The following is a 22,791-nucleotide window of genomic DNA, read 5'->3' as shown; positions in this document are numbered from 1 at the left end:
CCGCCGAAGCGGGTTTTTCTACATCGTGATTAGGCTGACAGCTCAACCAGCAGCTTGTTCAGACGGGTCACGTACGCGGCCGGGTCTTTCAAGCTTTCGCCAGCCGCCAGAGCGGCCTGATCGAAGAGGATGTGCGACAGGTCGCCAAAACGCCCTTCGTTCTGCTCGCCGTCGAGTTTCTCGATCAGCGGGTGGCTCGGGTTGAATTCGAAAATCGGCTTCGACTCCGGCACTTTCTGCCCGCTGGCTTCGAGGATCTGGCGCATTTGCAGGCCCAGGTCCTGTTCGCCGATGGCCAGAATGGCTGGCGAATCGGTCAGACGGTGAGAGACGCGAACCTCGGCAACGGAGTCGCCCAGCGCGGTTTTCAGGCGCTCGACCAGACCTTCTTTGGACTTGGCGACTTCTTCTGCAGCTTTCTTGTCCTCTTCCGAGTCCAGGTTGCCCAGATCAAGATCACCGCGTGCCACGTCGACAAAGGTCTTGCCGTCGAATTCGCTGAGGTAGCTCATCAGCCACTCGTCGATGCGATCGGTCAGCAGCAGCACTTCGATGCCTTTCTTGCGGAAGACTTCCAGGTGCGGGCTGTTCTTGACCTGCGCGTAGGTTTCGCCGGTGAGGTAGTAGATCTTGTCCTGACCTTCCTTGGCGCGCGCCAGGTAGTCAGCCAGACCGACAACTTGCTCGCCGTCCTCGCCTTGGGTCGATGCGAAACGCAGCAGACCGGCAATTTTCTCTTTGTTGGCGAAATCTTCTGCCGGGCCTTCTTTCATGACCTGACCGAAGTTTTTCCAGAAGCCCTTGTATTGCTCAGGCTCGTTCTTCGCCAGTTTTTCCAGCATGTCCAGCACGCGCTTGGTCAGCGCCGACTTCATCGAGTCGATGATCGGGTCTTTCTGCAGGATTTCCCGCGACACGTTCAGCGACAGGTCGTTGGAATCGACCACACCCTTGATGAAGCGCAGGTACAGCGGCAGGAACGACTCGGCCTGATCCATCACGAACACGCGCTGCACGTACAGCTTCAGGCCTTTCGGCGCTTCACGCTGGTACAGATCGAACGGCGCACGGGCCGGCACGTACAGCAGCGAGCTGTACTCGAGCTTGCCTTCGACCTTGTTGTGGCTCCAGGCCAGCGGGTTTTCGAAGTCGTGAGCGATGTGCTTGTAGAACTCCTGGTATTCCTCGTCCTTCACTTCAGTGCGCGGACGGGTCCACAGGGCGCTGGCGCGGTTGACGGTTTCCCATTCAACGGCAGGCTTCTCTTCGCCTTCAGCGGCAGTGACTTCTTTCGGCAGCTCGATCGGCAGCGCGATGTGGTCGGAGTATTTCTTGATGATGTTGCGCAGACGCCAGCCGTCGGCGAATTCGTCTTCAGCGGATTTCAGGTGCAGGACGATGCGGGTGCCGCGTTCTGGCTTGTCGATGGTGGCGACTTCGAATTCGCCCTCGCCTTTCGACGACCAGTGCACGCCTTCGCTGGCTGGAGTGCCGGCGCGACGGGAATACACATCAACCTGGTCGGCAACGATGAACGCCGAGTAGAAGCCGACACCGAACTGGCCGATCAGGTGAGAATCTTTCTTCTGATCGCCCGAGAGATTCTTCATGAAATCGGCGGTGCCCGACTTGGCGATGGTCCCCAGGTGGGTGATCACATCGTCACGGTTCATGCCGATACCGTTGTCTTCGAGGGTGACGGTCTTGGCGTCCTTGTCGAAGCTCACACGGATTTTCAGTTCAGCGCCACCTTCGAGCAACTCAGGCTTGGCCAGGGCTTCGAAGCGCAGCTTGTCGACAGCGTCAGAGGCGTTCGAGATCAATTCGCGAAGGAAGATTTCCTTGTTGGAATACAGCGAATGGATCATGAGGTGCAGCAGCTGCTTTACCTCGGTCTGGAAGCCCAGGGTTTCCTTTTGAGTTTCCACACTCATGGTCATCAAACTCCAATCAGATGGCAGTGGCCGCGACCTTGAGGGTCGGCGGCGGGTTGTTCACTGAGTTGGGGGCAGCGTTCAGGATTTCAAGGGCTCATCAATTTTGAAATGTGCACGGGCGGTGGCAATCGGTTCGCTCTCGGTGCTTTGCCAGGCCGTGATGGCGACGTTGGCCACGCGCCGGCCCTGGCGACAGACCTGACACTTGGCCCAGGTGTCGCGAAACTGCCCGGCGCGCAGGTAATCCAGAGAGAAGTCGATGATCTTCGGCACCCCGGGCGCCCCGGTGAAGATCAGCAGATGCAACGCGGCCGCCAGCTCCATGAACCCGGCGATCACCCCGCCGTGAATGGCTGGCAATAAAGGGTTACCAATGTTGTCCTTATTCGCCGGCAGCTTGAACAGCAATTCATCACCGACTCGCGAGCATTCGACGCCGATCAGCCCGGCGTAGGGAATCATCCCCAGCAGCGGTGCGTAATCGCCCTGGGCGTGGGCCAGCAGCAATTGTTGCTTCCAGTCATCGCTCATGAGAGCTCTCCTTTGATCGTGCCGCCAAACCCGTGAGTGCCCTTCAGGCCCTTGCCCATGCGCATGAATGTGCCGACGACATGGGCGATCGGTTGCTGCGGATCATCCTGATAGGCAAAGCCGCGGGCGAAGATCACATCGGTGGTGACCCGGTAACACTGGGCAAAGCCATAGACGTCCTTGTTCGGCTCGGCGGCGTGCATGTAGTCGATACGCAGGTCCAGGGTCGGGCAGACTTCGAACTCCGCCAGCACGCACAACGTGGACATGCCGCACGCGGTGTCCATCAGCGAAGTAATGGCACCGCCGTGGATGACCCCGGTCTGTGGATTGCCGACGATTTGCGCGCTGTACGGCAACCTCACCGTCAGCCCTTCGCTGCTGGCGCTGTGTACCGTCAAACCGAGCACCTGACAATGGCGCAGGGCCGAAAGAAATCGTGTCGCGCGCTCAAAAACGGGGTTTTCAGCCATTTGATAATTACTCTCGTTAGAGCCTTGTGCCAGTAGTAGGAAATACCGCAAAAGTTCCACTAAAAAACAAACTTATATATCTGAAGGAAATGAGGAACTTAACCTTTGGCGCTGCGCTCTTAAGGCCAGTAGTTATTTTCCATAAGGAGAAACACCCCATGCGTAAGACTTTAGCTATTGCCTTGATGTTGACCGCTTCCCTCGGTCTCGCTGCCTGCGATAAAAAATCCGAGGACAAAGCTCAAGATGCAAACCAACATGCTGAGCAAGCTCAGCAAGACATGAACAAAGCTCAGGATAAAGTGAACGACGCAGCAAAAGAAAACGCCGAAGCTGCCAAAGCTCAGGCTGAATCGAATCAAGCTGCTCGGGAAGAAGCTGCCAAGAAGCAATAATTGCGACTTGATGCAGTAAAAGAAAACCCGCCAAGTGCGGGTTTTCTTTTGCCTGTGATTTTTTGTCAGTCTTGGCTTAGAGGCTTTCTTAGAGCAATACGGTTCTAAAAGTCGGACTAATCATCAGCAACAAACTGCAGATCAGGCCGACCAGCCACACCAGGCTGCGCAGGGATGGTTTATCCGCCAGGTATAACCACACGTAAAGAATTCGCGCGATCACAAAGATGATCGCCAGCGCATCAATCAACCAGCCTTGGGTTTGCGTGGTGTGCGCCATCAGCACACCCACGGCGAACAGGATGAACGCTTCGATGCAGTTCTGGTGCGCCGCCAGCGCCCGCGCGCCATAGCCAGTGAGTTGCGCCTGCTGTTGGCGCGGTAGATGGTTGTTGTAACCACCCTGCTCTTTCATGGCCTTGCCCACCGGCATGCGCGCGATGTAAATCAACAGTGCACTGATAAACACACACCAGAACGGAATACTCATCAAGCAGCCTCTTTATTGGTTTCGGGCAATGGTGCCTCTGTAGGGGTATAGACCATCACATCCAGCACGTCGGAATGAAACTCGCGGCGGTACAACACGATGACCACCCCGGCACTCATCAACATGAACAGCCACGGGCTGACAAACCACGCCAGCATGCTCATGCCGAAGTAATAAGAGCGCAGACCGAAGTTGAACTGGTTCGCCGCCATCGAAATCACCCGCGCCGCCCGCAGTGCGAACGCCTTGCGCTCCTGCTCCGAGACCTGACGCTCACCGATCATCGGCGCGGAACCGACCAGCACCGCAGCAAAGTTGTACTGACGCATGCACCAACTGAAGGTGAAGAACGCATAGACGAACACCAGCGCCAGACACAGCAACTTGATCTCCGACATGCCCTGCGACGCCTGCTGCACCATCGGGATATCCGCCAGCAGCGACACGGCGCGTTCGGACGCACCGAGCACGGTGAGAATGCCGGCGAGGATGATCAGAGTGCTGGAGGCGAAGAACGAGGCGTTACGCTCCAGATTACCGATCACGCTGGCGTCGGCAATACGGTTGTCACGCAGCAGCATGCGGCGCATCCAGTCTTCGCGATACAGGTGCAGCACGCTGGCGAGGCACGCGGTGTCGCGGGCCTTCCACGACGCATAACGGGTGTAGCCGCCCCAGCAAATGACAAACCAGAGCGCGGCCAGCAGGTGGATCAGATTGGCTTGGATGAACGACATTCGTTTTCCTGTGAAGTGTGGATGCATTACCTGTAGGAGTGAGCCTGCTCGCGATTCGCTGGCACACCCGGCATTGATCCGACAGGTACGACGCCAACGCGAGCAGGCTCACTCCTACATAAAATCTGTGCAGTGCTTCGACGTTAGCTCGCGGAAAAAGACACTGCCAGACGCCCATAAAAAATGCCCCGTATCGATTGATACGGGGCATTTCTGTTTAAGCGCTGAAGACCCGTTTGTGGCGGGTCAGACAACGTCAGGCAACGGCTTCGCTGCGCTTGCCCAGCAGGCGATCACAGACCACGGCGACCACCAGGGTCATCACGCATGGCACCAGCCACGCCAGACCCTGCTCGCTCAGCGGCAGGTGCGACAGCTGCGACGGCATCCAGTCGGCCAGACCGGCGCCCTTGAGCGCGTCGATGGTGCCGAACAGGAACGACACCAGCATGACCGGGCCGAGGATCCGCCCGTGTTCATGCCAGAAGTCCTTGCAGAAGCTCAGAGCCACCAGAACGATGCACGGCGGGTAGATCGCGGTCAGCACCGGGATCGAGAACGCGATCAGCTTGGTCAGGCCCAGGTTGGACACCAGCAGCGAGAACGCGGCGAGGATGATCACCAGGGTCTTGTAGGACAGCGGCAGCACGCGGCTGAAGTATTCAGCGCAGGCGCAGGTCAGACCGACCGCGGTCACCAGGCACGCCAGCGAGATCAGCACCGCGAGGAAACCGCTGCCCAGCGAACCGAAGGTGTGTTGCACGTAAGCATGCAGCACCGCCGCGCCGTTAGTGGCACCGACCGCGACTTCGTGGCTGCCGGAGCCGAGGCGGAACAGGCTGATGTACACCAGCGCCAGACCGACACCGGCGATGAGGCCGGCAATGATCGCGTAACGGGTGATCAGCGCAGGCGACTCGACGCCACGGGAGCGGATCGCGTTGACGATGACGATACCGAACACCAGCGCGCCGAGGGTATCCATGGTCAGGTAACCATTGATGAAGCCTTGGGAGAACGGTGCCGCGACGTATTCAGGTGTGGCCTGACCGATATCACCGGCCGGCAAGGCGAACGCGGCGATGCCGAGTACCGCCAGGGCGATGATCTTCAATGGCGCGAGAAAACGCCCCACGGTATCGAGCAGACGGCCCGGATACAGCGAGATGAAGAACACCAGCAGGAAGTACACCGAGCTGTAGAGGAACAGCGCCAGCGGGCTTTCGCCGGTCAGCGGCGCCAGACCCACTTCGAACGACACGGTCGCGGTCCGCGGGGTGGCGAACAGCGGGCCGACCGCCAGGTAGCATGCCGCGGCGAGCACACCACCGGCGATCTTGCCGATCGGGCTGCTCAGCGCATCCATCGCACCACCGACCTTGGCCAGGGCGACGACGGTGACCACTGGCAGACCGACGGCCGTGATCAAAAAGCCCAACGCCGCCATCCAGACATTAGGTCCGGACTGCAGGCCGACGATAGGCGGGAAAATGATGTTGCCGGCCCCGACGAACAGGGCAAATGTCATAAAGCCCAGTGCCAGGATGTCCTGACCTTTCAAAACTTTCATTAAGGAAATACCACACTACTGAATCGGAATTTAGAGGGGGATTTCCCTGTGGGGTTAGGGAAATGCTGTCAGTCCGTATAAGACTGACCCGTTTAGCGCGTTGCATGCCTTGTGGGCGGCAGACGCAAAAATGGCTGCTAGCCTAACGAATTTGTCTGACAAACGCACTGTTTGAGGGCGAACTATCCGATACACGACGTATCTGTGTCGCGTTTACGCATCTATTTTTCACACTCAGTACTTTGTGGCGAGGGAGCTTGCTCCCGCTCGACTGCGCAGCAGGCGCAAATCCCGAAAACCCGCATGAATCCGAAGATTATTCGGGCCGCTTCGCAGCCCAGCGGGAGCAAGCTCCCTCGCCACAAGAATCCACTCAAATACCCAGATGCCAGAAACAACAAAGGCCACCCGAAGGTGGCCTTTGTCTGGTGAAGCGTCAGTCAAGCACGAGGCTTACTTGACAGCCCAACCGGTCAGCTCGGCCAGGGCCTTGCCGATGTCTGCCAGCGAACGCACGGTTTTTACGCCTGCGTCTTGCAGCGCAGCGAATTTCTCGTCTGCAGTGCCTTTGCCGCCAGAGATGATTGCGCCAGCATGGCCCATGCGCTTGCCCGGAGGAGCAGTCACACCAGCGATGTAGGAAACAACCGGCTTGGTCACGTGTGCCTTGATGTAGGCAGCCGCTTCTTCTTCAGCCGAACCGCCGATCTCGCCGATCATCACGATCGCTTCGGTCTTCGGGTCTTCCTGGAACAGCTTCAGGATGTCGATGAAGTTCGAACCCGGGATCGGGTCACCACCGATGCCGACGCAAGTCGACTGACCGAAACCGGCGTCAGTGGTCTGCTTCACAGCTTCGTAGGTCAGGGTGCCGGAACGCGAAACGATACCGACCTTGCCTGGCAAGTGAATGTGACCTGGCATGATGCCGATCTTGCATTCGCCTGGGGTGATCACGCCTGGGCAGTTAGGGCCGATCAGGGTAACACCCAGCTCGTCGCACTTAACTTTGGCGTCCAGCATGTCCAGGGTAGGAATGCCTTCGGTGATGCAGACGATCAGCTTGATGCCGCCGAAAGCAGCTTCCAGGATCGAGTCCTTGCAGAAAGGAGCCGGAACGTAGATCACGCTGGCGGTAGCGCCAGTGGCAGCAACTGCGTCTTTGACGGTGTTGAACACTGGCAGACCCAGGTGCTCGGTGCCGCCTTTGCCCGGAGTTACGCCGCCAACCATCTTGGTGCCGTATTCGATTGCTTGCTGGGTGTGGAAACTACCTTGCGAACCGGTAATACCCTGGCAGATAACTTTGGTGTCTTTATTGATCAGGACGCTCATTATTTGCCCTCCGCAGCTTTGACAACTTGTTGAGCAGCGTCGGTCAGGCTGGTAGCAGCGATGATGTTCAAACCGCTTTCTGCCAGTACTTTAGCGCCCAGCTCAGCGTTGTTGCCTTCAAGGCGAACAACAACCGGGATTTTCACGCCGACTTCTTTCACGGCGCCGATGATGCCTTCGGCAATCATGTCGCAGCGAACGATGCCGCCGAAGATGTTGACCAGTACTGCAGCGACGTTGGTGTCGGACAGGATGATCTTGAAGGCTTCGGTCACGCGCTCTTTGGTAGCACCACCACCTACGTCGAGGAAGTTGGCTGGCTTGCCGCCGTGCAGGTTGACGATGTCCATGGTACCCATGGCCAGGCCGGCACCGTTGACCATGCAGCCGATGTTGCCTTCCAGGGCTACGTAGTTCAGTTCGAACTTGGCAGCGTGCGCTTCGCGCGGATCGTCTTGCGACGGATCGTGGAAAGTCTTCAGCTTAGGCTGACGGTACATGGCGTTGGCGTCGATGTTGATCTTGGCGTCCAGGCAGTGCAGATCGCCGTCAGCCTTGATCACCAGCGGGTTCACTTCCAGCAGGGCCAGATCGTGATCCTGGAACAGTTTGGCCAGACCAACGAAGATCTTGGCGAACTGGGCAACTTGCTTGCCTTCCAGACCCAGTTGGAACGCCAGCTCGCGACCCTGGAATGGCTGAGCGCCAACCAGTGGATCGATAGTGGCTTTCAGAATTTTTTCTGGAGTGTCGTGAGCGATTTTCTCGATGTCCACGCCACCTTCGGTGGAAGCCATGAACACGATGCGACGGCTCGAACGGTCAACGACAGCGCCCAGGTACAGCTCTTTAGCGATATCAGTGCACGATTCAACCAGGATCTTGGTGACTGGCTGACCATTGGCGTCAGTCTGGTAAGTCACCAGACGCTTGCCCAGCCACTGCTGTGCGAAGGCCTTGGCGTCTTCTTTGTTGCGAACCAGCTTGACGCCGCCCGCTTTACCGCGACCACCGGCGTGGACCTGGGCTTTGACAACCCACTCGCTGCCGCCGATTTTGTCGCAAGCTTCTGCTGCTGCTTCCGGGGTGTCTACTGCGTAACCAGTGGAAACTGGCAGGCCGTATTCAGCGAACAGCTGCTTACCCTGATACTCGTGAAGATTCATGCTTTTTACCGTCTTCGTTAGGTACTGCGCATTCGGCGCTGCGCTCTTGATGAGTGCCGCGCCACCTGTGACTGCTGCTTGCGTAGCCTTTCCGGATACCCGGTGCAGCTACGCAAGACTGCGTCCAGCGGACATTCCGCGGTGAGACTTGCTCGCAAGGCTCACGACGGGCCGTTACCGCCGTGGTTTCTTATTGTGTCTTAACGCTTCTTGCGGTTGGCAATGTGGATGGCGCCGCCATTCACAGCCAGAGCAGCTTCGTGCAAGGCTTCAGACAGGGTCGGATGGGAGAAAACCATCATGCCCAGGTCTTCAGCGCTGGTACCGAATTCCATACCGATCGCGCCCTGCTGAACCAGTTCTGCAGCGCTCGGGCCAATTACGTGCACGCCCAATACGCGGTCAGTCTTGGCATCAGCGATGACCTTGACGAAACCACCGGTATCGTTGGCGGCCATGGCACGGCCGGAAGCGGCGAACGGGAAGGTGCCGACGTTAACTTCAACGCCTTCGGCTTTCAAGGCCTGCTCGGTTTTGCCAACCCACGCGATTTCCGGGTGAGTATAAATAACCGAAGGGATCAGGTCATAGTTCATCTGGGCTTTGTGGCCCTTGATGCGCTCGACAACCATGATGCCCTCTTCCGAGGCCTTGTGCGCCAGCATCATGCCGCGCACCACGTCACCGATGGCGTAGACGCCCGGTACGGTGGTGGCGCAGTGATCGTCAACGTGCACGAAACCGCGCTCGTCCAGGGTCACGCCGCTGTCGGCAGCCAGCAGATCAGTGGTCACCGGACGGCGACCAACGGCTACGATCAGCTTGTCGAAAGTGATGGACTGTTCGCCGTTGGCATCGGTGTAGTTAACCACGACTTCGTCGCCGTTCACTTTCGAACCGGTTACGCGAGCGCCCAGTTGGATGTCCAGACCTTGCTTGGTCAGGGTTTTCAGCGCTTCCTTGGAAACAGCGGTGTCCGCTGCCATCAGGAAGGTGTCCAGTGCTTCGAGGACAACCACTTCGGAACCCAGACGCGACCACACCGAACCCAGTTCCAGACCGATCACGCCAGCGCCGATCACGCCCAGACGCTTAGGTACGGATTGGAATTCCAGAGCGCCAGTCGAATCGACGATGACTTTCTGATCGACCGGAGCCGGCGGAATGTCGATCGGACGCGAACCTGGAGCCAGGATGACGTTTTCGGCTTCGATGACTTCAACCGAACCGTCCGGCTTGGTGACTTCGACTTTCTTGCCAGCCAGCAGCTTGCCGTGGCCCTGGATCGAGGTAACGCCGTTAGCCTTGAACAGGGTGGCAACGCCGCCAGTCAGGTTCTTGACGATGCCAGCCTTACGGCCAACCATCGCAGCGACGTCCATTTTGACTTCGCCGGTCGAGATACCGTGAACGTTGAAGCTCTCTTTGGCTTCCTTGTACTTCCAGGAGCTGTCCAGCAGCGCCTTGGACGGAATGCAGCCGACGTTCAGGCAAGTACCGCCGAGGGCCTGTTTGCCTTCAGCGTCGGTGTACTTCTCGATGCAGGCAGTGGTGAGACCCAGCTGCGCGGCCTTGATGGCAGCTACATAGCCGCCAGGGCCGGCACCGATCACTACTACGTCAAATTTCTGCGACATTCAAAAAATCCTCTTTAGCGAAAAGCTTCAAGCCGCGCGCTGCGGGCCGTACCGCCGTTGCCGACGGTACGCCACCCGCAGCGCATGGCTGCTTCTATCAGATATCCAGCAACAGACGAGCCGGATCTTCCAGCAGGTTCTTGATGGTCACCAGGAAGGTTACAGCTTCTTTGCCATCGATCAGACGGTGATCGTAGGACAGTGCCAGGTACATCATCGGACGGATCACGACCTGACCGTTGATGGCCATAGGACGCTGGATGATGTTGTGCATGCCCAGAATCGCTGCCTGCGGCGGGTTGACGATCGGAGTCGACATCATCGAACCGAAGGTACCACCGTTGGTGATGGTGAAGGTACCGCCGGTCATCTCTTCCATCGACAGTTTGCCGTCACGGGCTTTCTTGCCGAACGTGGCGATGCCGCCTTCGATTTCAGCCAGGCTCATCAGCTCGGCGTTACGCAGAACCGGAACGACCAGACCACGGTCGCTGGAAACGGCAACACCGATGTCGGCGTAGCCGTGGTAAACGATGTCCGCACCGTCGATCGAAGCGTTGACCGCCGGGAAGCGTTTCAGCGCTTCGGTGGCAGCCTTGACGAAGAACGACATGAAGCCCAGGCGTACGCCGTTGTGGGACTTCTCGAACAGGTCCTTGTACTTCGAACGCAGAGCCATGACTTCGGTCATGTCGACTTCGTTGAAAGTGGTCAGCATTGCCATGTTCGACTGGGCTTCAACCAGACGCTCGGCAACCTTGGCACGCAGACGGGTCATCGGTACGCGCTTCTCAACGCGATCACCGGCAGCGAATACCGGAGCAGCAGCGGCTGGAGCAGCGGCTTTTGCAGGAGCAGCAGCCGGAGCGGCTTTCTTCGCGGCTACAGCAGCGACCACGTCTTCCTTGGTCACACGACCACCCTTGCCGGTGCCGGCAACGGAAGCGATGTTGATGCCGTTCTCTTCAGCCAGCTTGCGCGCAGCCGGAGCAGCAACAGGATCGTCTTCGCCTTCGGCAGCAGCCGGGGCAGCGGCAGCAGCGGCCGGAGCAGCAGCGGCGGCTGGAGCAGCGGCAGCAGCGCCGCCCGCTTCGATGGAGCCCAGGACTTCGTCGGACAGAACGGTGTCGCCTTCGTTTTTGACGATTGCGCCCAGCACGCCGTCGGCGGTAGCCAGCACTTCCAGTACGACTTTGTCGGTTTCGATGTCGACGATCAGGTCGTCACGCTTGACGGCGTCGCCCGGTTTTTTGTGCCAGGTGGCAACGGTGCCATCGGCAACCGATTCCGGGAAAGTGGGGGCTTTGATCTCGATAGCCATTATCTGTGGTTCCTTAAATTCGGTTTCAGGTGCGCGAAGGCGTTAAACGGTAAACGCGTCTTGCAGCAGTTTTTCCTGCTGCTCGGCGTGCATCGATGCGTAACCACAAGCTGGGGCAGCAGAAGCCTCACGGCCCGCGTACTCGAGTACGAGAGACTTGTCGAGGTTACCGATGCTGCGACGCAGGTGATGCTGGCTGCAGTACCAGGCGCCCTGGTTCATCGGCTCTTCCTGACACCAGACGGCATGCTTGACGTTGGTGTAAGGCGCCAGGACTTCTTTCAAGTCGTCCTCAGGGAATGGATACAGCTGCTCGATACGCACGATGGCGATATCGTCACGGCCTTCGGCACGACGTTTTTCCAGCAGGTCGTAGTAGACCTTGCCGCTACACAGAACAACGCGCTCGACCTTTTTCGGGTCCAGGGCATCGATTTCCGGAATCACGGTCTGGAACGAACCTTCAGCCAGATCTTCCAGGGTCGAGACGGCCAGCTTGTGGCGCAGCAGCGACTTCGGCGTCAGCACTACCAGAGGTTTGCGCAGCGGGCGAATTACCTGACGACGCAGCAAGTGGTAGATCTGGGCCGGGGTGGTCGGCATGCACACCTGAATGTTGTGCTCGGCGCACAGCTGCAGGTAACGCTCAAGACGAGCCGAGCTGTGCTCAGGGCCCTGACCTTCGTAGCCGTGTGGCAACAGCATGGTCAGACCGCAGAGACGGCCCCACTTGTGTTCGCCGCTGGTGATGAACTGGTCGATAACAACCTGTGCACCGTTGGCGAAGTCGCCGAACTGGGCTTCCCAGATCACCAGCGCGTTTGGCGTGGTGGTCGAGTAACCATATTCGAAGGCCAATACCGCTTCTTCCGAGAGGAACGAGTCGTACAGGTCAAAGCGTGGCTGACCGTCGTACAGGTTCTGCAGCGGAATGTAGGTGCCCGCGTCTTTCTGGTTGTGCAGCACAGCGTGACGGTGCGAGAACGTACCGCGGCCGATGTCCTGACCGGTCATGCGGATCGGGTGACCTTCGAACGCCAGGGTCGCGTACGCCATGGTTTCGGCGTAACCCCAGTTGATCGGCAGGCCGCCGGCTTGCATCTTCTGACGGTCTTCGTAGATCTTCGCGACCTGACGCTGAACCACGAAGCCTTCCGGAATTTCCAGCAGCTTGGCGGACAGTTCCTGCAGGGTCTTCAGATCGAAACGGGTGTCGTGACGCGCAGTCCAGGCGTGGCCCAGATACGGACGCCAGTCCACGAACAGCTCTTTGTTCGGCTCTTTGACCAGCGATTTCACTACGTGCAGACCGTTGTCCAGCGCATTGCGGTACTCGTCGACCTTGGCCTGAACACGTTCAGCGTCCAGTACACCGGCCTGAGTCAGACGATCAGCGTACAGCTCACGAGTGGTGCGCTGCTTGGTGATCTGCTGATACATCAGCGGCTGGGTGCCGCTTGGCTCGTCGGCCTCGTTGTGGCCGCGACGACGGTAGCAGACCAGGTCGATCACCACGTCACGCTTGAACTGCATGCGGTAATCGATGGCCAACTGGGTCACGAACAGCACGGCTTCCGGATCATCACCATTCACATGGAGGATCGGCGCCTGGATCATCTTCGCAACGTCGGTGGCGTACTCGGTGGAACGCGAGTCCAGCGGGTTGCTGATGGTGAAACCGACCTGGTTGTTGATCACGATGTGCACGGTACCGCCGGTCTTGAAACCGCGGGTCTGCGACATCTGGAAGGTTTCCATGACCACGCCCTGACCTGCGAATGCAGCGTCACCGTGGATGGAGATCGGCAGCACCTTCTCACCGGTCGGGTCGTTACGACGATCCTGACGGGCGCGAACCGAACCTTCTACCACCGGGGAAACGATTTCCAGGTGGGGACGGGTTGAACGCCATGGCCAGGTGAACTTCACCGCCGGTGGTCATCACGTTGGACGAGAAGCCCTGGTGGTATTTGACGTCACCGGAACCCAGCTCGACCTTCTTCTTCTTCGAACTCGTCGAACAGCTCGCGCGGGTTCTTGCCGAAGGTGTTGACCAGCACGTTCAGACGGCCACGGTGGGCCATGCCGATGACGACTTCCTTGGTGCCGTAGGAACCGGAACGCTGGATCAGCTCGTCGAGCATCGGAATCAGGCTTTCGCCGCCTTCCAGACCGAAACGCTTGGTGCCCGGGTATTTGGTGCCCAGGTATTTTTCCAGGCCTTCACCGGCAGTCACGCGCTCGAGCAGGTGGCTCTTGATGTCGGCGGAGTACGTCGGACGACCACGCACGCTTTCCAGACGCTGCTGGAACCACTGGCGCTGCTCGGAATCGGTGATGTGCGTAAATTCAGCGCCGATGGTGCGGCAATATGTCTGCTGCAACGCTTCGTGAATTTCGCGTAGGCTCGCTTCCTCTTTGCCGATGAACAGGTCGCCGGCACGGAAGGTCGTATCAAGATCGGCATTGGTCAAGCCGTAATGATTGATCGACAGGTCTGCAGGTGCAGGACGCTGCCACAGCCCCAGCGGGTCAAGCTGGGCTGCCTGGTGGCCACGCATACGGTAGGCCTGGATCAATCGCAGCACTTCAACTTGCTTCTTCTCGTGCTCACTGCTCACGCTCCCGGCGGAAACCGGTTGGGCGCGGCGCTGGTTCTTTGCCAGCAGCACGAAATGATCGCGAATTGTGGAGTGCGAAACATCAGTGGCAGAGCTGCCGTCGGCAGGCAGCTTCTGAAAGTAGGTGCGCCACTCTTCTGGCACAGCGTTAGGGTCGTGCAGGTAGAGCTCATAAAGCTCTTCCACATAGGCAGCGTTTCCACCTGAAAGGTAGGCGCTGTTCCACATGCGCTGCATCACGCTTTCTTGCATGCTTGGTCACCCTCGGTTAGGGGAACACCATCGGCGTCAATACCGAGCAAACTTGCAGAAGTCCGAATGCAGCGACCAAAACAAGCCACTTAGGATCACGCTGATAGTCCGGGTACCAGCCCGGATGCCCCTGCTTGTCTCATTTCTTCAAAATAAGAGCTGCAGCTTGTGGCTACTGCTCTGGTTATAGCCATGACGCGGGTTGAAGCCCGCGCCACAGCCTCTTCGTTACAGCGGTTCTACGGTTACAGCAGCTGAATCACACGCCGCTCGAAAGCAACATGTTACGGATGTGACCGATGGCCTTAGTCGGGTTCAGGCCTTTCGGACATACGTTGACGCAGTTCATGATGCCCCGGCAGCGGAAGACGCTGAACGGATCATCGAGCGAAGCCAGACGCTCGGAAGTCTTGGTGTCACGGCTGTCTGCCAGGAAGCGATACGCTTGCAGCAGGGCAGCCGGGCCCAGGAACTTGTCCGGGTTCCACCAGAAGGACGGGCACGAGGTCGAGCAGCAGGCGCACAGGATGCACTCGTACAGACCGTCGAGCTTTTCACGCTCTTCTGGGGACTGCAGACGCTCGATGGCCGGAGCCGGCGTGTCGTTCTGCAGGTAAGGCTTAACCTTCTCGTATTGCTTGTAGAAGATGCTCATATCGACAACCAGGTCACGGATAACCGGCAAACCTGGCAGCGGACGAACGATCAACTTGTTGCCTTTTACGACAGCGGACAGCGGCGTGATGCACGCCAGGCCGTTCTTGCCGTTGATGTTCATGCCGTCGGAGCCGCAGACGCCTTCACGGCAAGAGCGACGATAGGAGAAACCCTCGTCCTGCTCTTTGATCAGGGCCAGCACGTCCAGCACCATCAGGTCTTTACCACCGGTATCGACCTGGAATTCCTGCATGAACGGCGCAGCGTCCTGATCAGGGTTGTAGCGATAAACACTGACTTGCAACATGGCGATCACCCTTAATAAGTCCGGACTTTAGGTTCGAAAGTCGGAACAGTCTTCGGCGAGAAGTTTACGGCACGCTTGGCGACGCGTTTCTCACCCGGGAAGTACAGGGTGTGGCACAGCCAGTTTTCGTCGTCACGGTCTTCGAAGTCTTCACGGGCGTGAGCGCCGCGGGACTCTTTACGTACTTCGGCCGCGATGGCGGTAGCTTCAGCCACTTCCAGCAGGTTTTGCAGTTCCAGAGCTTCGATACGCGCGGTGTTGAACGCTTGCGACTTGTCGTTGATCTTCACGTTGGCGATGCGCTTGCGCAGATCGGCCAGCTGAGCGATACCCTTCTGCATGTATTCGCCAGTGCGGAATACACCGAAGTAGTTCTGCATGCAGCTTTGCAGCTCGCGACGCAGGGTAGCCACGTCTTCGCCATCGGTACGGCCGTTCAGCGCATTCAAACGCGACAGGGCAGCTTCGATGTCGGCTTCGGTAGCGTCGTCGTATTCGATGCCGTCGGTCAGCGCCTTTTCCAGGTGCAGGCCGGCAGCGCGGCCGAATACCACCAGGTCGAGCAGCGAGTTGCCGCCCAGACGGTTGGCACCGTGTACCGATACGCAAGCCACTTCACCTACGGCGAACAGACCAGGAATGATCTGATCCACGCCTTCGGCGTTCTGGGTGATCGCCTGACCATGAATGTTGGTGGCAACGCCGCCCATCATGTAGTGGCAGGTCGGAACAACCGGAACCGGAGCAACCACCGGGTCAACGTGTGCGAAAGTCTTCGACAGTTCGCAGATACCTGGCAGACGGCTGTGCAGCACTTCCTCGCCCAAGTGGTCGAGTTTGAGCATTACGTGGTCGCCATTCGGACCGCAACCGTTGCCGGCGATGATTTCTTTAACCATCGAGCGGGCAACCACGTCACGACCAGCGAGGTCTTTCGCGTTCGGAGCATAACGCTCCATGAAACGCTCGCCGTGCTTGTTGATCAGGTAACCACCTTCACCACGGCAACCTTCGGTCACCAGTACACCGGCGCCGGCGATGCCGGTCGGGTGGAACTGCCACATTTCGATGTCTTGTACCGGCACGCCAGCACGCAGCGCCATGCCAACGCCGTCACCGGTGTTGATCAGGGCGTTGGTGGTGGAGGCGTAGATACGGCCAGCACCGCCAGTAGCCAGTACGGTGGCCTTGGCGCGAATGTACGAAGTTTCGCCGGTTTCGATGCAGATCGCGATCACACCGACAAACTCGCCTTCCTGGTTTTTCACCAGGTCGACCGCGTAGTACTCGTTCAGGAACGTGGTACCGGCTTTCAGGTTGCCCTGATAAAGGGTGTGCAGCAGTGCGTGACCGGTACGGTCGGACGCTGCGCAAGTACGGGCAGCCTGGCCGCCCTTACCGTAGTCCTTGGACTGACCACCGAACGGACGCTGGTAGATACGGCCTTGCTCGGTACGCGAGAACGGCAGACCCATGTGGTCCAGCTCGAAAACGGCAGCCGGGCCTTCCTGACACATGTATTCGATAGCGTCCTGGTCACCGATGTAGTCGGAACCCTTGACGGTATCGTACATGTGCCAGCGCCAGTCATCGTTCGGGTCAGCGGACGCGATCGCGCAGGTGATGCCGCCCTGGGCGGATACAGTGTGCGAACGGGTCGGGAAAACCTTGGTGATCACCGCAGTCTTGTGACCGCCCTGCGCCAGCTGCAGCGCAGCGCGCATGCCGGCACCGCCACCACCAATAATGATGGCGTCGAAAGAAATCGTTGGAATGTTAGCCATGACTCAGATACCCCAGAGAATCTGCACACCCCAGACGAAGTAAGCGAACATTGCAACGCCGCATACTGCCTGGAAAAGGAAACGTATAGCCGTCGCGGACTTGCCGAACGCCATTGGCGTCAGGTAGTCAGTCGCGATGGTCCACATGCCGACCCAGGCGTGAGCGCCGAGAGCAACAAGGGCCAGGAGGCTGAAAATACGCATCCCGTTGTGGGCGAACAGTTCATGCCACTGGGCGTACTCGAGGCCTGGGTGGGCCACGACGTATCCGATCAGAAAAATGAAGTAAGCCGCGAGAACGACCGCCGACACACGTTGCGCCATCCAGTCATAGAGGCCCGAACGCGAGAGGTTCGTGACGTTAGTTACCATATCCAGACTCCTGCCAGAACGATTACCACCACGGAAACGGCGATAACGATTTTCGAGCCCAGCTTGCCGCCTTCCAGCGTCTCACCGATGCCCATGTCCATGATCAAATGGCGCACACCGGCAACCAGGTGATACAGCAGAGCGGACAGGATGCCCCAAATCACTAGCTTGGCTAGCGGACTGGTCAGACACGCTTTCACCTGACCGAAGCCTTCCTCGGAGCTCAGCGACTTGTCCAATGCGTAAAGCATGATGGCAAGGCACACGAAGAGGATGACACCGGAGATACGGTGAAGAATGGACGTGTAAGCAGTGACTGGGAGTTTGATGGTCCTTAGGTCTAGGTTTACAGGTCGTTGGCTTTTCACGGCTTTTTTTTCACACTGAAGAGCCCCTAACAATCAGGGCAAAGTTGTTGGGGAGTGCACTGGTCAGGTAACCACCACCCAGGGATGCGACCCCCAATGAAAGCAAGCCCAAAAGCCCTTGGCGGTCGGTGGCCGAGTATAGACAGTTAGGCTACTAATGACAACGCAATCACCTACCCCCAATAGCTGATTGCACAAGTCGCATAAAAGGCGTAAATGGCAGTCAATTTCGAGGAAAAAGTGCGCTTAAAGCCTTCTGGAGCAAGACTTTAGGCAAATTGACATTCGAATTTATCTCACTATAGTGGTGCGGGCCCTGCGTGGGGGGTCTGTCTGATGGTTCAAGCATAAATAGGAGGCCACATGGCTGACAAAAAAGCGCAGTTGATCATCGAGGGCGCAGCCCCCGTCGAGCTGCCCATTTTAACCGGCACCGTTGGTCCCGATGTAATCGATGTTCGGGGCCTGACGGCCACGGGCCGCTTCACTTTCGACCCGGGTTTCATGTCGACCGCCTCGTGCGAATCGAAGATCACCTATATCGACGGCGACAACGGCATTCTGTTGCACCGCGGCTACCCGATCGAACAGCTGGCTGAAAAGTCGGACTACCTGGAAACCTGCTACCTGCTGCTCAACGGCGAATTGCCGACTGCAGAACAGAAGGCCCAGTTCGTCAGCACCGTGAAAAACCACACCATGGTTCACGAGCAGCTGAAAACCTTCTTCAACGGCTTCCGTCGCGACGCCCACCCGATGGCCGTCATGTGCGGCGTAGTCGGCGCCCTCTCGGCCTTCTACCACGACTCCCTGGACATCAATAACCCGCAGCATCGCGAAATCTCCGCGATCCGTCTGGTTGCCAAGATGCCAACCCTGGCAGCGATGGTTTACAAGTACTCCATGGGCCAACCCATGATGTACCCGCGCAACGACCTGACGTACGCGGAAAACTTCCTGCACATGATGTTCAACACCCCGTGCGAGATCAAACCGATCAGCCCGGTACTCGCCAAGGCCATGGATCGGATCTTCATCCTCCACGCCGACCACGAGCAGAACGCATCGACGTCCACCGTGCGCCTGGCAGGTTCCTCGGGTGCCAACCCGTTCGCCTGTATCGCCGCCGGTATCGCCGCACTGTGGGGCCCTGCCCACGGCGGTGCGAACGAAGCCGTTCTGACCATGCTTGACGAGATTGGCGATGTGTCCAACATCGACAAGTTCATCGCCAAGGCCAAGGACAAGAACGATCCGTTCAAACTGATGGGCTTCGGTCACCGCGTTTACAAGAACCGCGACCCTCGCGCGACTGTCATGAAGCAGACCTGCGACGAAGTGCTGAAAGAACTGGGCATCAACAACGATCCGCAACTCGAACTGGCCATGCGCCTGGAAGAGATCGCGCTGACCGACCCGTACTTCATCGAGCGCTCGCTGTACCCGAACGTCGACTTCTACTCGGGGATCATCCTCAAGGCGATCGGCATTCCAACCAGCATGTTCACCGTGATCTTCGCTCTGGCGCGTACTGTGGGCTGGATTTCGCACTGGAAAGAAATGCTCTCCAGCCCGTACAAGATTGGCCGTCCGCGCCAGTTGTACACTGGCTACGAGTCGCGTGATATCACCAAGCTGGAAGACCGCAAATAAGGCTTGTCTTGCGATAACGTCTTGAAGTTGTATCGGGAACGGCCTCTTATATAGAGGCCGTTTTTGTTTGTCTGGTCGCAGCGGCCTGTGGGCCGACTGGGTTTTGGGGTTTTGGGTGTATATCCGTTGCTGCGGTAACGGCCTCCTATGGTTCCGCCCTTACGGCGGGTCACTTTTGACAAACGCCTCAAAAGTAACCAAAAAGTCTTGCCCCGGCGTACGGCACTTCGCTGAGGCTCAGTGTTCCCTCGCTACGGTGTCCATCCGGGGGCATCGCCTCCGGTTTGCTTCGCTGCACCTCCTCTCGATGTATGCGGCTTCGCCGCATGGCGCTGCGCGCCTAACCCCCCGGGTGAACACCTTCGCTCGGCCTGCCGAAGGGGCAAAAGATCAAAAGCCAAAGCCAGATCAAAAACCAGATCAAGAGCCCCTCACCCTAGCCCTCTCCCGGAGGGAGAGGGGACTGATCGCGGTGTTTGGGAGAGTTACGCCGACGTGAAACACCCAGTCGAACTCAGGTTCTGAAAGGCTCAAAAATCGGCTCCCTCTCCCTTGGGAGAGGGCTGGGGTGAGGGGTAGATCCAACACAGAACACAAGCCGACCGCATGCTTTTCCACCACTCAACACAATGAGCGTTAGCTCGAGTACCGCTTTTGATCTGAGGGCCCGTCGGCAGGCTGAGTGGAGGGATTGATCCGGGGGTGGGAGCGCAGCGACCGTTTGGCGCAGCCAAACACAGCGAGAGGAGGTGCAGCGAAGCAAACCGTAGGCGCTGCCCCCCGGATGAATCCCGGAGCGAAGGAACCCGAGCCTAAGCGAGGGCCGAACGTCAGGGCACAGACCTTTTGGTTACTTTTGGGGCGTTTGCCAAAAGTGACCCGCCGTAAGGGCGGAACCATAGGAGGCCGTGACCGCAGCAACGGATATGCACACAATTCCAGCCCGATAACCGCCCACAAAAAAAATGCCCCGATCTCTCAACCAGGGCATTTCACTCAAACCACGTAACCAGAACTTAGTGCGAAACCGCCCCGCTCGCCCCAAGGCCAGTCTGCGAACGCACAAACTGCGGGAAGAACAGCGCACGCTCGTTCTCGGCCGCCGCCGACTTGTCGGTAATCGAGAAGAACCAGATCCCGATGAACGCGATCACCATTGAGAACAACGCCGGATACTCGTACGGGAAGATCGCCTTCTCATGATGCAGAATCTGCACCCAGATGGTCGGGCCAAGGATCATCAGCCCCACCGCACTCACCAGCCCCAGCCAGCCACCGACCATCGCGCCGCGGGTGGTCAGTTTCTTCCAGTACATCGAAAGCAACAGCACCGGGAAGTTGCAGCTCGCCGCGATGGAGAACGCCAGGCCGACCATGAACGCGATGTTCTGGCTCTCGAACAGGATACCCAGACCGATCGCCAGCACGCCCAGGGCGATGGTGGTGATCTTCGACACGCGAATCTCATCCTTGTCGTTGGCCTTGCCCTTCTTGATCACGCTGGCATACAGGTCGTGCGACACCGCCGAAGCACCGGCTAGGGTCAGACCCGCCACCACCGCCAGAATGGTCGCGAACGCCACCGCCGAGATGAAGCCGAGGAAGATGCTGCCACCCACCGCGTCAGCCAGGTGCACCGCCGCCATGTTGTTGCCGCCGAGCAGAGCGCCCGCCGCATCCTTGAAGGCCGGGTTGGTGCTGACCAGCAGGATCGCGCCGAAGCCGATGATGAAGGTCAGAATGTAGAAGTAACCAATGAAGCCGGTGGCGTACAGCACACTCTTGCGCGCTTCTTTCGCATCACTCACGGTAAAGAAACGCATCAGGATGTGCGGCAGGCCGGCAGTACCGAACATCAATGCCAGACCCAGGGAGAACGCCGAAATCGGATCTTTCACCAAACCGCCCGGGCTCATGATCGCTTCACCTTTCGGGTGAACCTTGATCGCCTCGGAGAACAGCATGTTGAAGTCGAAGTTGACGTGCTTCATCACCATCAGCGCCATGAACGAGGCACCGGACAGCAACAGCACCGCCTTGATGATCTGCACCCAGGTGGTCGCCAGCATGCCGCCGAACAGCACGTACATGCACATCAGGATACCGACCAGAATCACCGCGACGTAGTAGTCGAGACCGAACAGCAGCTGGATCAGCTTGCCGGCACCAACCATTTGCGCGATCAGGTAGAACGCCACCACTACCAGCGAACCGCAGGCAGACAGGGTGCGGATCTGGGTTTGCCCGAGGCGGTAGGACGCCACGTCGGCAAAGGTGTATTTACCCAGGTTACGCAGGCGCTCGGCGATCAGGAACAGAATGATCGGCCAGCCCACCAGGAAGCCGATCGAGTAGATCAGGCCGTCGTAGCCGGAGGTGAACACCAGCGCGGAAATCCCCAGGAAGGACGCCGCCGACATGTAGTCACCGGCAATCGCCAGACCGTTCTGGAACCCGGTGATCTTGCCGCCCGCTGCATAGTAGTCGGCGGCCGACTTGTTGCGCTTGGACGCCCAGTAGGTGATGCACAAGGTGGCGCCGACGAACACCACGAACATGGCGATCGCGGAAACGTTGAGCGGTTGTTTGTGGACTTCGCCGGTCAAGGCGTCAGCGGCCCAGACGGCTGGCGCGAACGCTGCGATGCTCAAAAGAGCCAGTAGACGCCGGATCATTGCTGAGCCTCCTTGAGAATCGCATTGTTCAGGTCGTCAAACTCGCCGTTGGCGCGCCGTACGTAGATCGCGGTCAGGATGAAGGCCGAGACAATCAGGCCGACACCAATCGGAATACCCCAGGTAATCGACGACCCGGGGCTGAGTTTCGCCCCGAGCACTTGCGGCCCGTATGCGATCAGCAGGATGAATCCGGAGTACAGCCCGAGCATGATCGCCGAGAGTATCCAGGCGAATTTTTCTCTTTTTCGCACCAGCTCCTTGAAGCGCGGGCTGTTTTGAATCGAGAGGTAAATGCTGTCGTTCATTGTTTTTATCCTCGCAGCACAGATTATTGTTGGAACGTATCCACTGTATGCGGCTGCGGAACGGGTTCCAGACGACCTTAGTATTAGAACGACATGACGTTTTCGCCAATTTTCGGACGCTAATTAGCCGAAAGAATTGGAAAGAGGCTTTGAGACAGCCGTAAACCCTGCAAGACGGGACTTGTCGCTGGAAACAAATGTG

18 protein-coding genes and 1 pseudogene are annotated in these 22,791 nt (G+C 58.4%); 2 read left to right on the top strand and 17 right to left on the bottom strand.

The window, feature by feature from the left end; all coding sequences use genetic code 11:
* Positions 1 to 29: 29 nt before the first annotated feature.
* The 3 genes from htpG to E3Z29_RS11185 form a co-directional block, all read right to left on the bottom strand.
* On the bottom strand, positions 30 to 1,934 hold the full coding sequence (gene htpG / locus E3Z29_RS11195; protein WP_167734103.1) for a molecular chaperone HtpG: 1,905 nt from the start codon (positions 1,932 to 1,934) through the stop codon (positions 30 to 32).
* Between the two features lie 81 nt (positions 1,935 to 2,015).
* A complete protein-coding gene (locus tag E3Z29_RS11190; protein WP_064586638.1) occupies positions 2,016 to 2,468 on the bottom strand; it encodes a PaaI family thioesterase in 453 nt (150 codons plus the stop codon).
* Positions 2,465 to 2,941, bottom strand: a complete 477-nt coding sequence (locus E3Z29_RS11185) for a PaaI family thioesterase (protein ID WP_098967875.1) — start codon at positions 2,939 to 2,941, stop codon at positions 2,465 to 2,467. The genes E3Z29_RS11190 and E3Z29_RS11185 overlap by 4 nt, the downstream gene beginning before the upstream one ends.
* Before the next feature lie 158 nt (positions 2,942 to 3,099).
* On the opposite strand from E3Z29_RS11185, the gene E3Z29_RS11180 reads away from it, so the two are divergent.
* Positions 3,100 to 3,336 carry a hypothetical protein gene (locus E3Z29_RS11180; protein WP_134785776.1) on the top strand — a complete coding sequence of 79 codons (237 nt, stop codon included), beginning with the start codon at positions 3,100 to 3,102 and terminating at the stop codon, positions 3,334 to 3,336.
* A gap of 88 nt (positions 3,337 to 3,424) precedes the next feature.
* Here the strand turns inward: E3Z29_RS11180 and E3Z29_RS11175 are convergent, their stop codons facing one another.
* From E3Z29_RS11175 to sdhC, 12 genes and pseudogenes are all read right to left on the bottom strand, one after another.
* Entirely contained in the window at positions 3,425 to 3,826 is a 402-nt protein-coding gene (locus tag E3Z29_RS11175) for an MAPEG family protein (protein WP_007962864.1), read from the bottom strand.
* Positions 3,826 to 4,563 (bottom strand): DUF599 domain-containing protein, encoded by a 738-nt coding sequence (locus tag E3Z29_RS11170; RefSeq protein WP_027614039.1) that lies wholly within the window; start codon positions 4,561 to 4,563, stop codon positions 3,826 to 3,828. Before E3Z29_RS11170 ends, E3Z29_RS11175 begins: the two co-directional genes overlap by 1 nt.
* A gap of 256 nt (positions 4,564 to 4,819) precedes the next feature.
* Entirely contained in the window at positions 4,820 to 6,133 is a 1,314-nt protein-coding gene (gene brnQ / locus E3Z29_RS11165; RefSeq protein WP_027614038.1) for a branched-chain amino acid transport system II carrier protein, read from the bottom strand.
* A gap of 453 nt (positions 6,134 to 6,586) precedes the next feature.
* Positions 6,587 to 7,468: a succinate--CoA ligase subunit alpha gene (gene sucD, locus E3Z29_RS11160; protein WP_003223019.1), complete on the bottom strand. Its 882-nt coding sequence runs from the start codon at positions 7,466 to 7,468 to the stop codon at positions 6,587 to 6,589.
* Positions 7,468 to 8,634 carry an ADP-forming succinate--CoA ligase subunit beta gene (gene sucC, locus E3Z29_RS11155; RefSeq protein ID WP_003223015.1) on the bottom strand — a complete coding sequence of 389 codons (1,167 nt, stop codon included), beginning with the start codon at positions 8,632 to 8,634 and terminating at the stop codon, positions 7,468 to 7,470. The genes sucD and sucC overlap by 1 nt, the downstream gene beginning before the upstream one ends.
* Before the next feature lie 200 nt (positions 8,635 to 8,834).
* The gene (gene lpdA / locus E3Z29_RS11150; RefSeq protein WP_134785775.1) at positions 8,835 to 10,271 is read right to left on the bottom strand and encodes a dihydrolipoyl dehydrogenase; all 1,437 of its coding nucleotides are present in this window, start codon (positions 10,269 to 10,271) and stop codon (positions 8,835 to 8,837) included.
* Positions 10,272 to 10,368: 97 nt separating this feature from the next.
* The gene (gene odhB / locus E3Z29_RS11145; protein ID WP_003223011.1) at positions 10,369 to 11,592 is read right to left on the bottom strand and encodes a 2-oxoglutarate dehydrogenase complex dihydrolipoyllysine-residue succinyltransferase; all 1,224 of its coding nucleotides are present in this window, start codon (positions 11,590 to 11,592) and stop codon (positions 10,369 to 10,371) included.
* A 42-nt stretch (positions 11,593 to 11,634) separates the two neighbouring features.
* Positions 11,635 to 14,465 (bottom strand): annotated as a pseudogene (locus tag E3Z29_RS11140) (2-oxoglutarate dehydrogenase E1 component).
* A 259-nt stretch (positions 14,466 to 14,724) separates the two neighbouring features.
* Positions 14,725 to 15,429, bottom strand: coding sequence for a succinate dehydrogenase iron-sulfur subunit (locus tag E3Z29_RS11135; protein WP_003223007.1), 705 nt, complete (start codon positions 15,427 to 15,429; stop codon positions 14,725 to 14,727).
* 11 nt (positions 15,430 to 15,440) lie between these two features.
* Complete coding sequence (sdhA, locus tag E3Z29_RS11130) at positions 15,441 to 17,213, bottom strand: succinate dehydrogenase flavoprotein subunit (protein WP_007962857.1); 1,773 nt, start codon at positions 17,211 to 17,213, stop codon at positions 15,441 to 15,443.
* A gap of 3 nt (positions 17,214 to 17,216) precedes the next feature.
* Positions 17,217 to 17,585: a succinate dehydrogenase, hydrophobic membrane anchor protein gene (sdhD, locus tag E3Z29_RS11125; RefSeq protein WP_003222999.1), complete on the bottom strand. Its 369-nt coding sequence runs from the start codon at positions 17,583 to 17,585 to the stop codon at positions 17,217 to 17,219.
* The gene (gene sdhC, locus E3Z29_RS11120) at positions 17,579 to 17,953 is read right to left on the bottom strand and encodes a succinate dehydrogenase, cytochrome b556 subunit (RefSeq protein ID WP_016773673.1); all 375 of its coding nucleotides are present in this window, start codon (positions 17,951 to 17,953) and stop codon (positions 17,579 to 17,581) included. The genes sdhD and sdhC overlap by 7 nt, the downstream gene beginning before the upstream one ends.
* 363 nt (positions 17,954 to 18,316) lie before the next feature.
* Between sdhC and gltA the strand changes: the two genes are divergently transcribed.
* Positions 18,317 to 19,606, top strand: a complete 1,290-nt coding sequence (gene gltA, locus E3Z29_RS11115; RefSeq protein ID WP_003222994.1) for a citrate synthase — start codon at positions 18,317 to 18,319, stop codon at positions 19,604 to 19,606.
* A gap of 1,016 nt (positions 19,607 to 20,622) precedes the next feature.
* On the opposite strand, the gene E3Z29_RS11110 is transcribed toward gltA, so the two are convergent.
* Positions 20,623 to 22,281: a cation acetate symporter gene (locus E3Z29_RS11110; protein WP_027613951.1), complete on the bottom strand. Its 1,659-nt coding sequence runs from the start codon at positions 22,279 to 22,281 to the stop codon at positions 20,623 to 20,625.
* Positions 22,278 to 22,589: a DUF485 domain-containing protein gene (locus E3Z29_RS11105; protein WP_027613950.1), complete on the bottom strand. Its 312-nt coding sequence runs from the start codon at positions 22,587 to 22,589 to the stop codon at positions 22,278 to 22,280. Before E3Z29_RS11105 ends, E3Z29_RS11110 begins: the two co-directional genes overlap by 4 nt.
* Between the last annotated feature and the right edge of the window lie 202 nt (positions 22,590 to 22,791).

The sequence above is a fragment of the Pseudomonas sp. S150 genome (assembly GCF_004526365.1).
GTDB classification, from domain to species: Bacteria; Pseudomonadota; Gammaproteobacteria; order Pseudomonadales; family Pseudomonadaceae; genus Aquipseudomonas; species Aquipseudomonas putida_A.
This window is presented reverse-complemented; position numbering and strand designations above follow the sequence as displayed.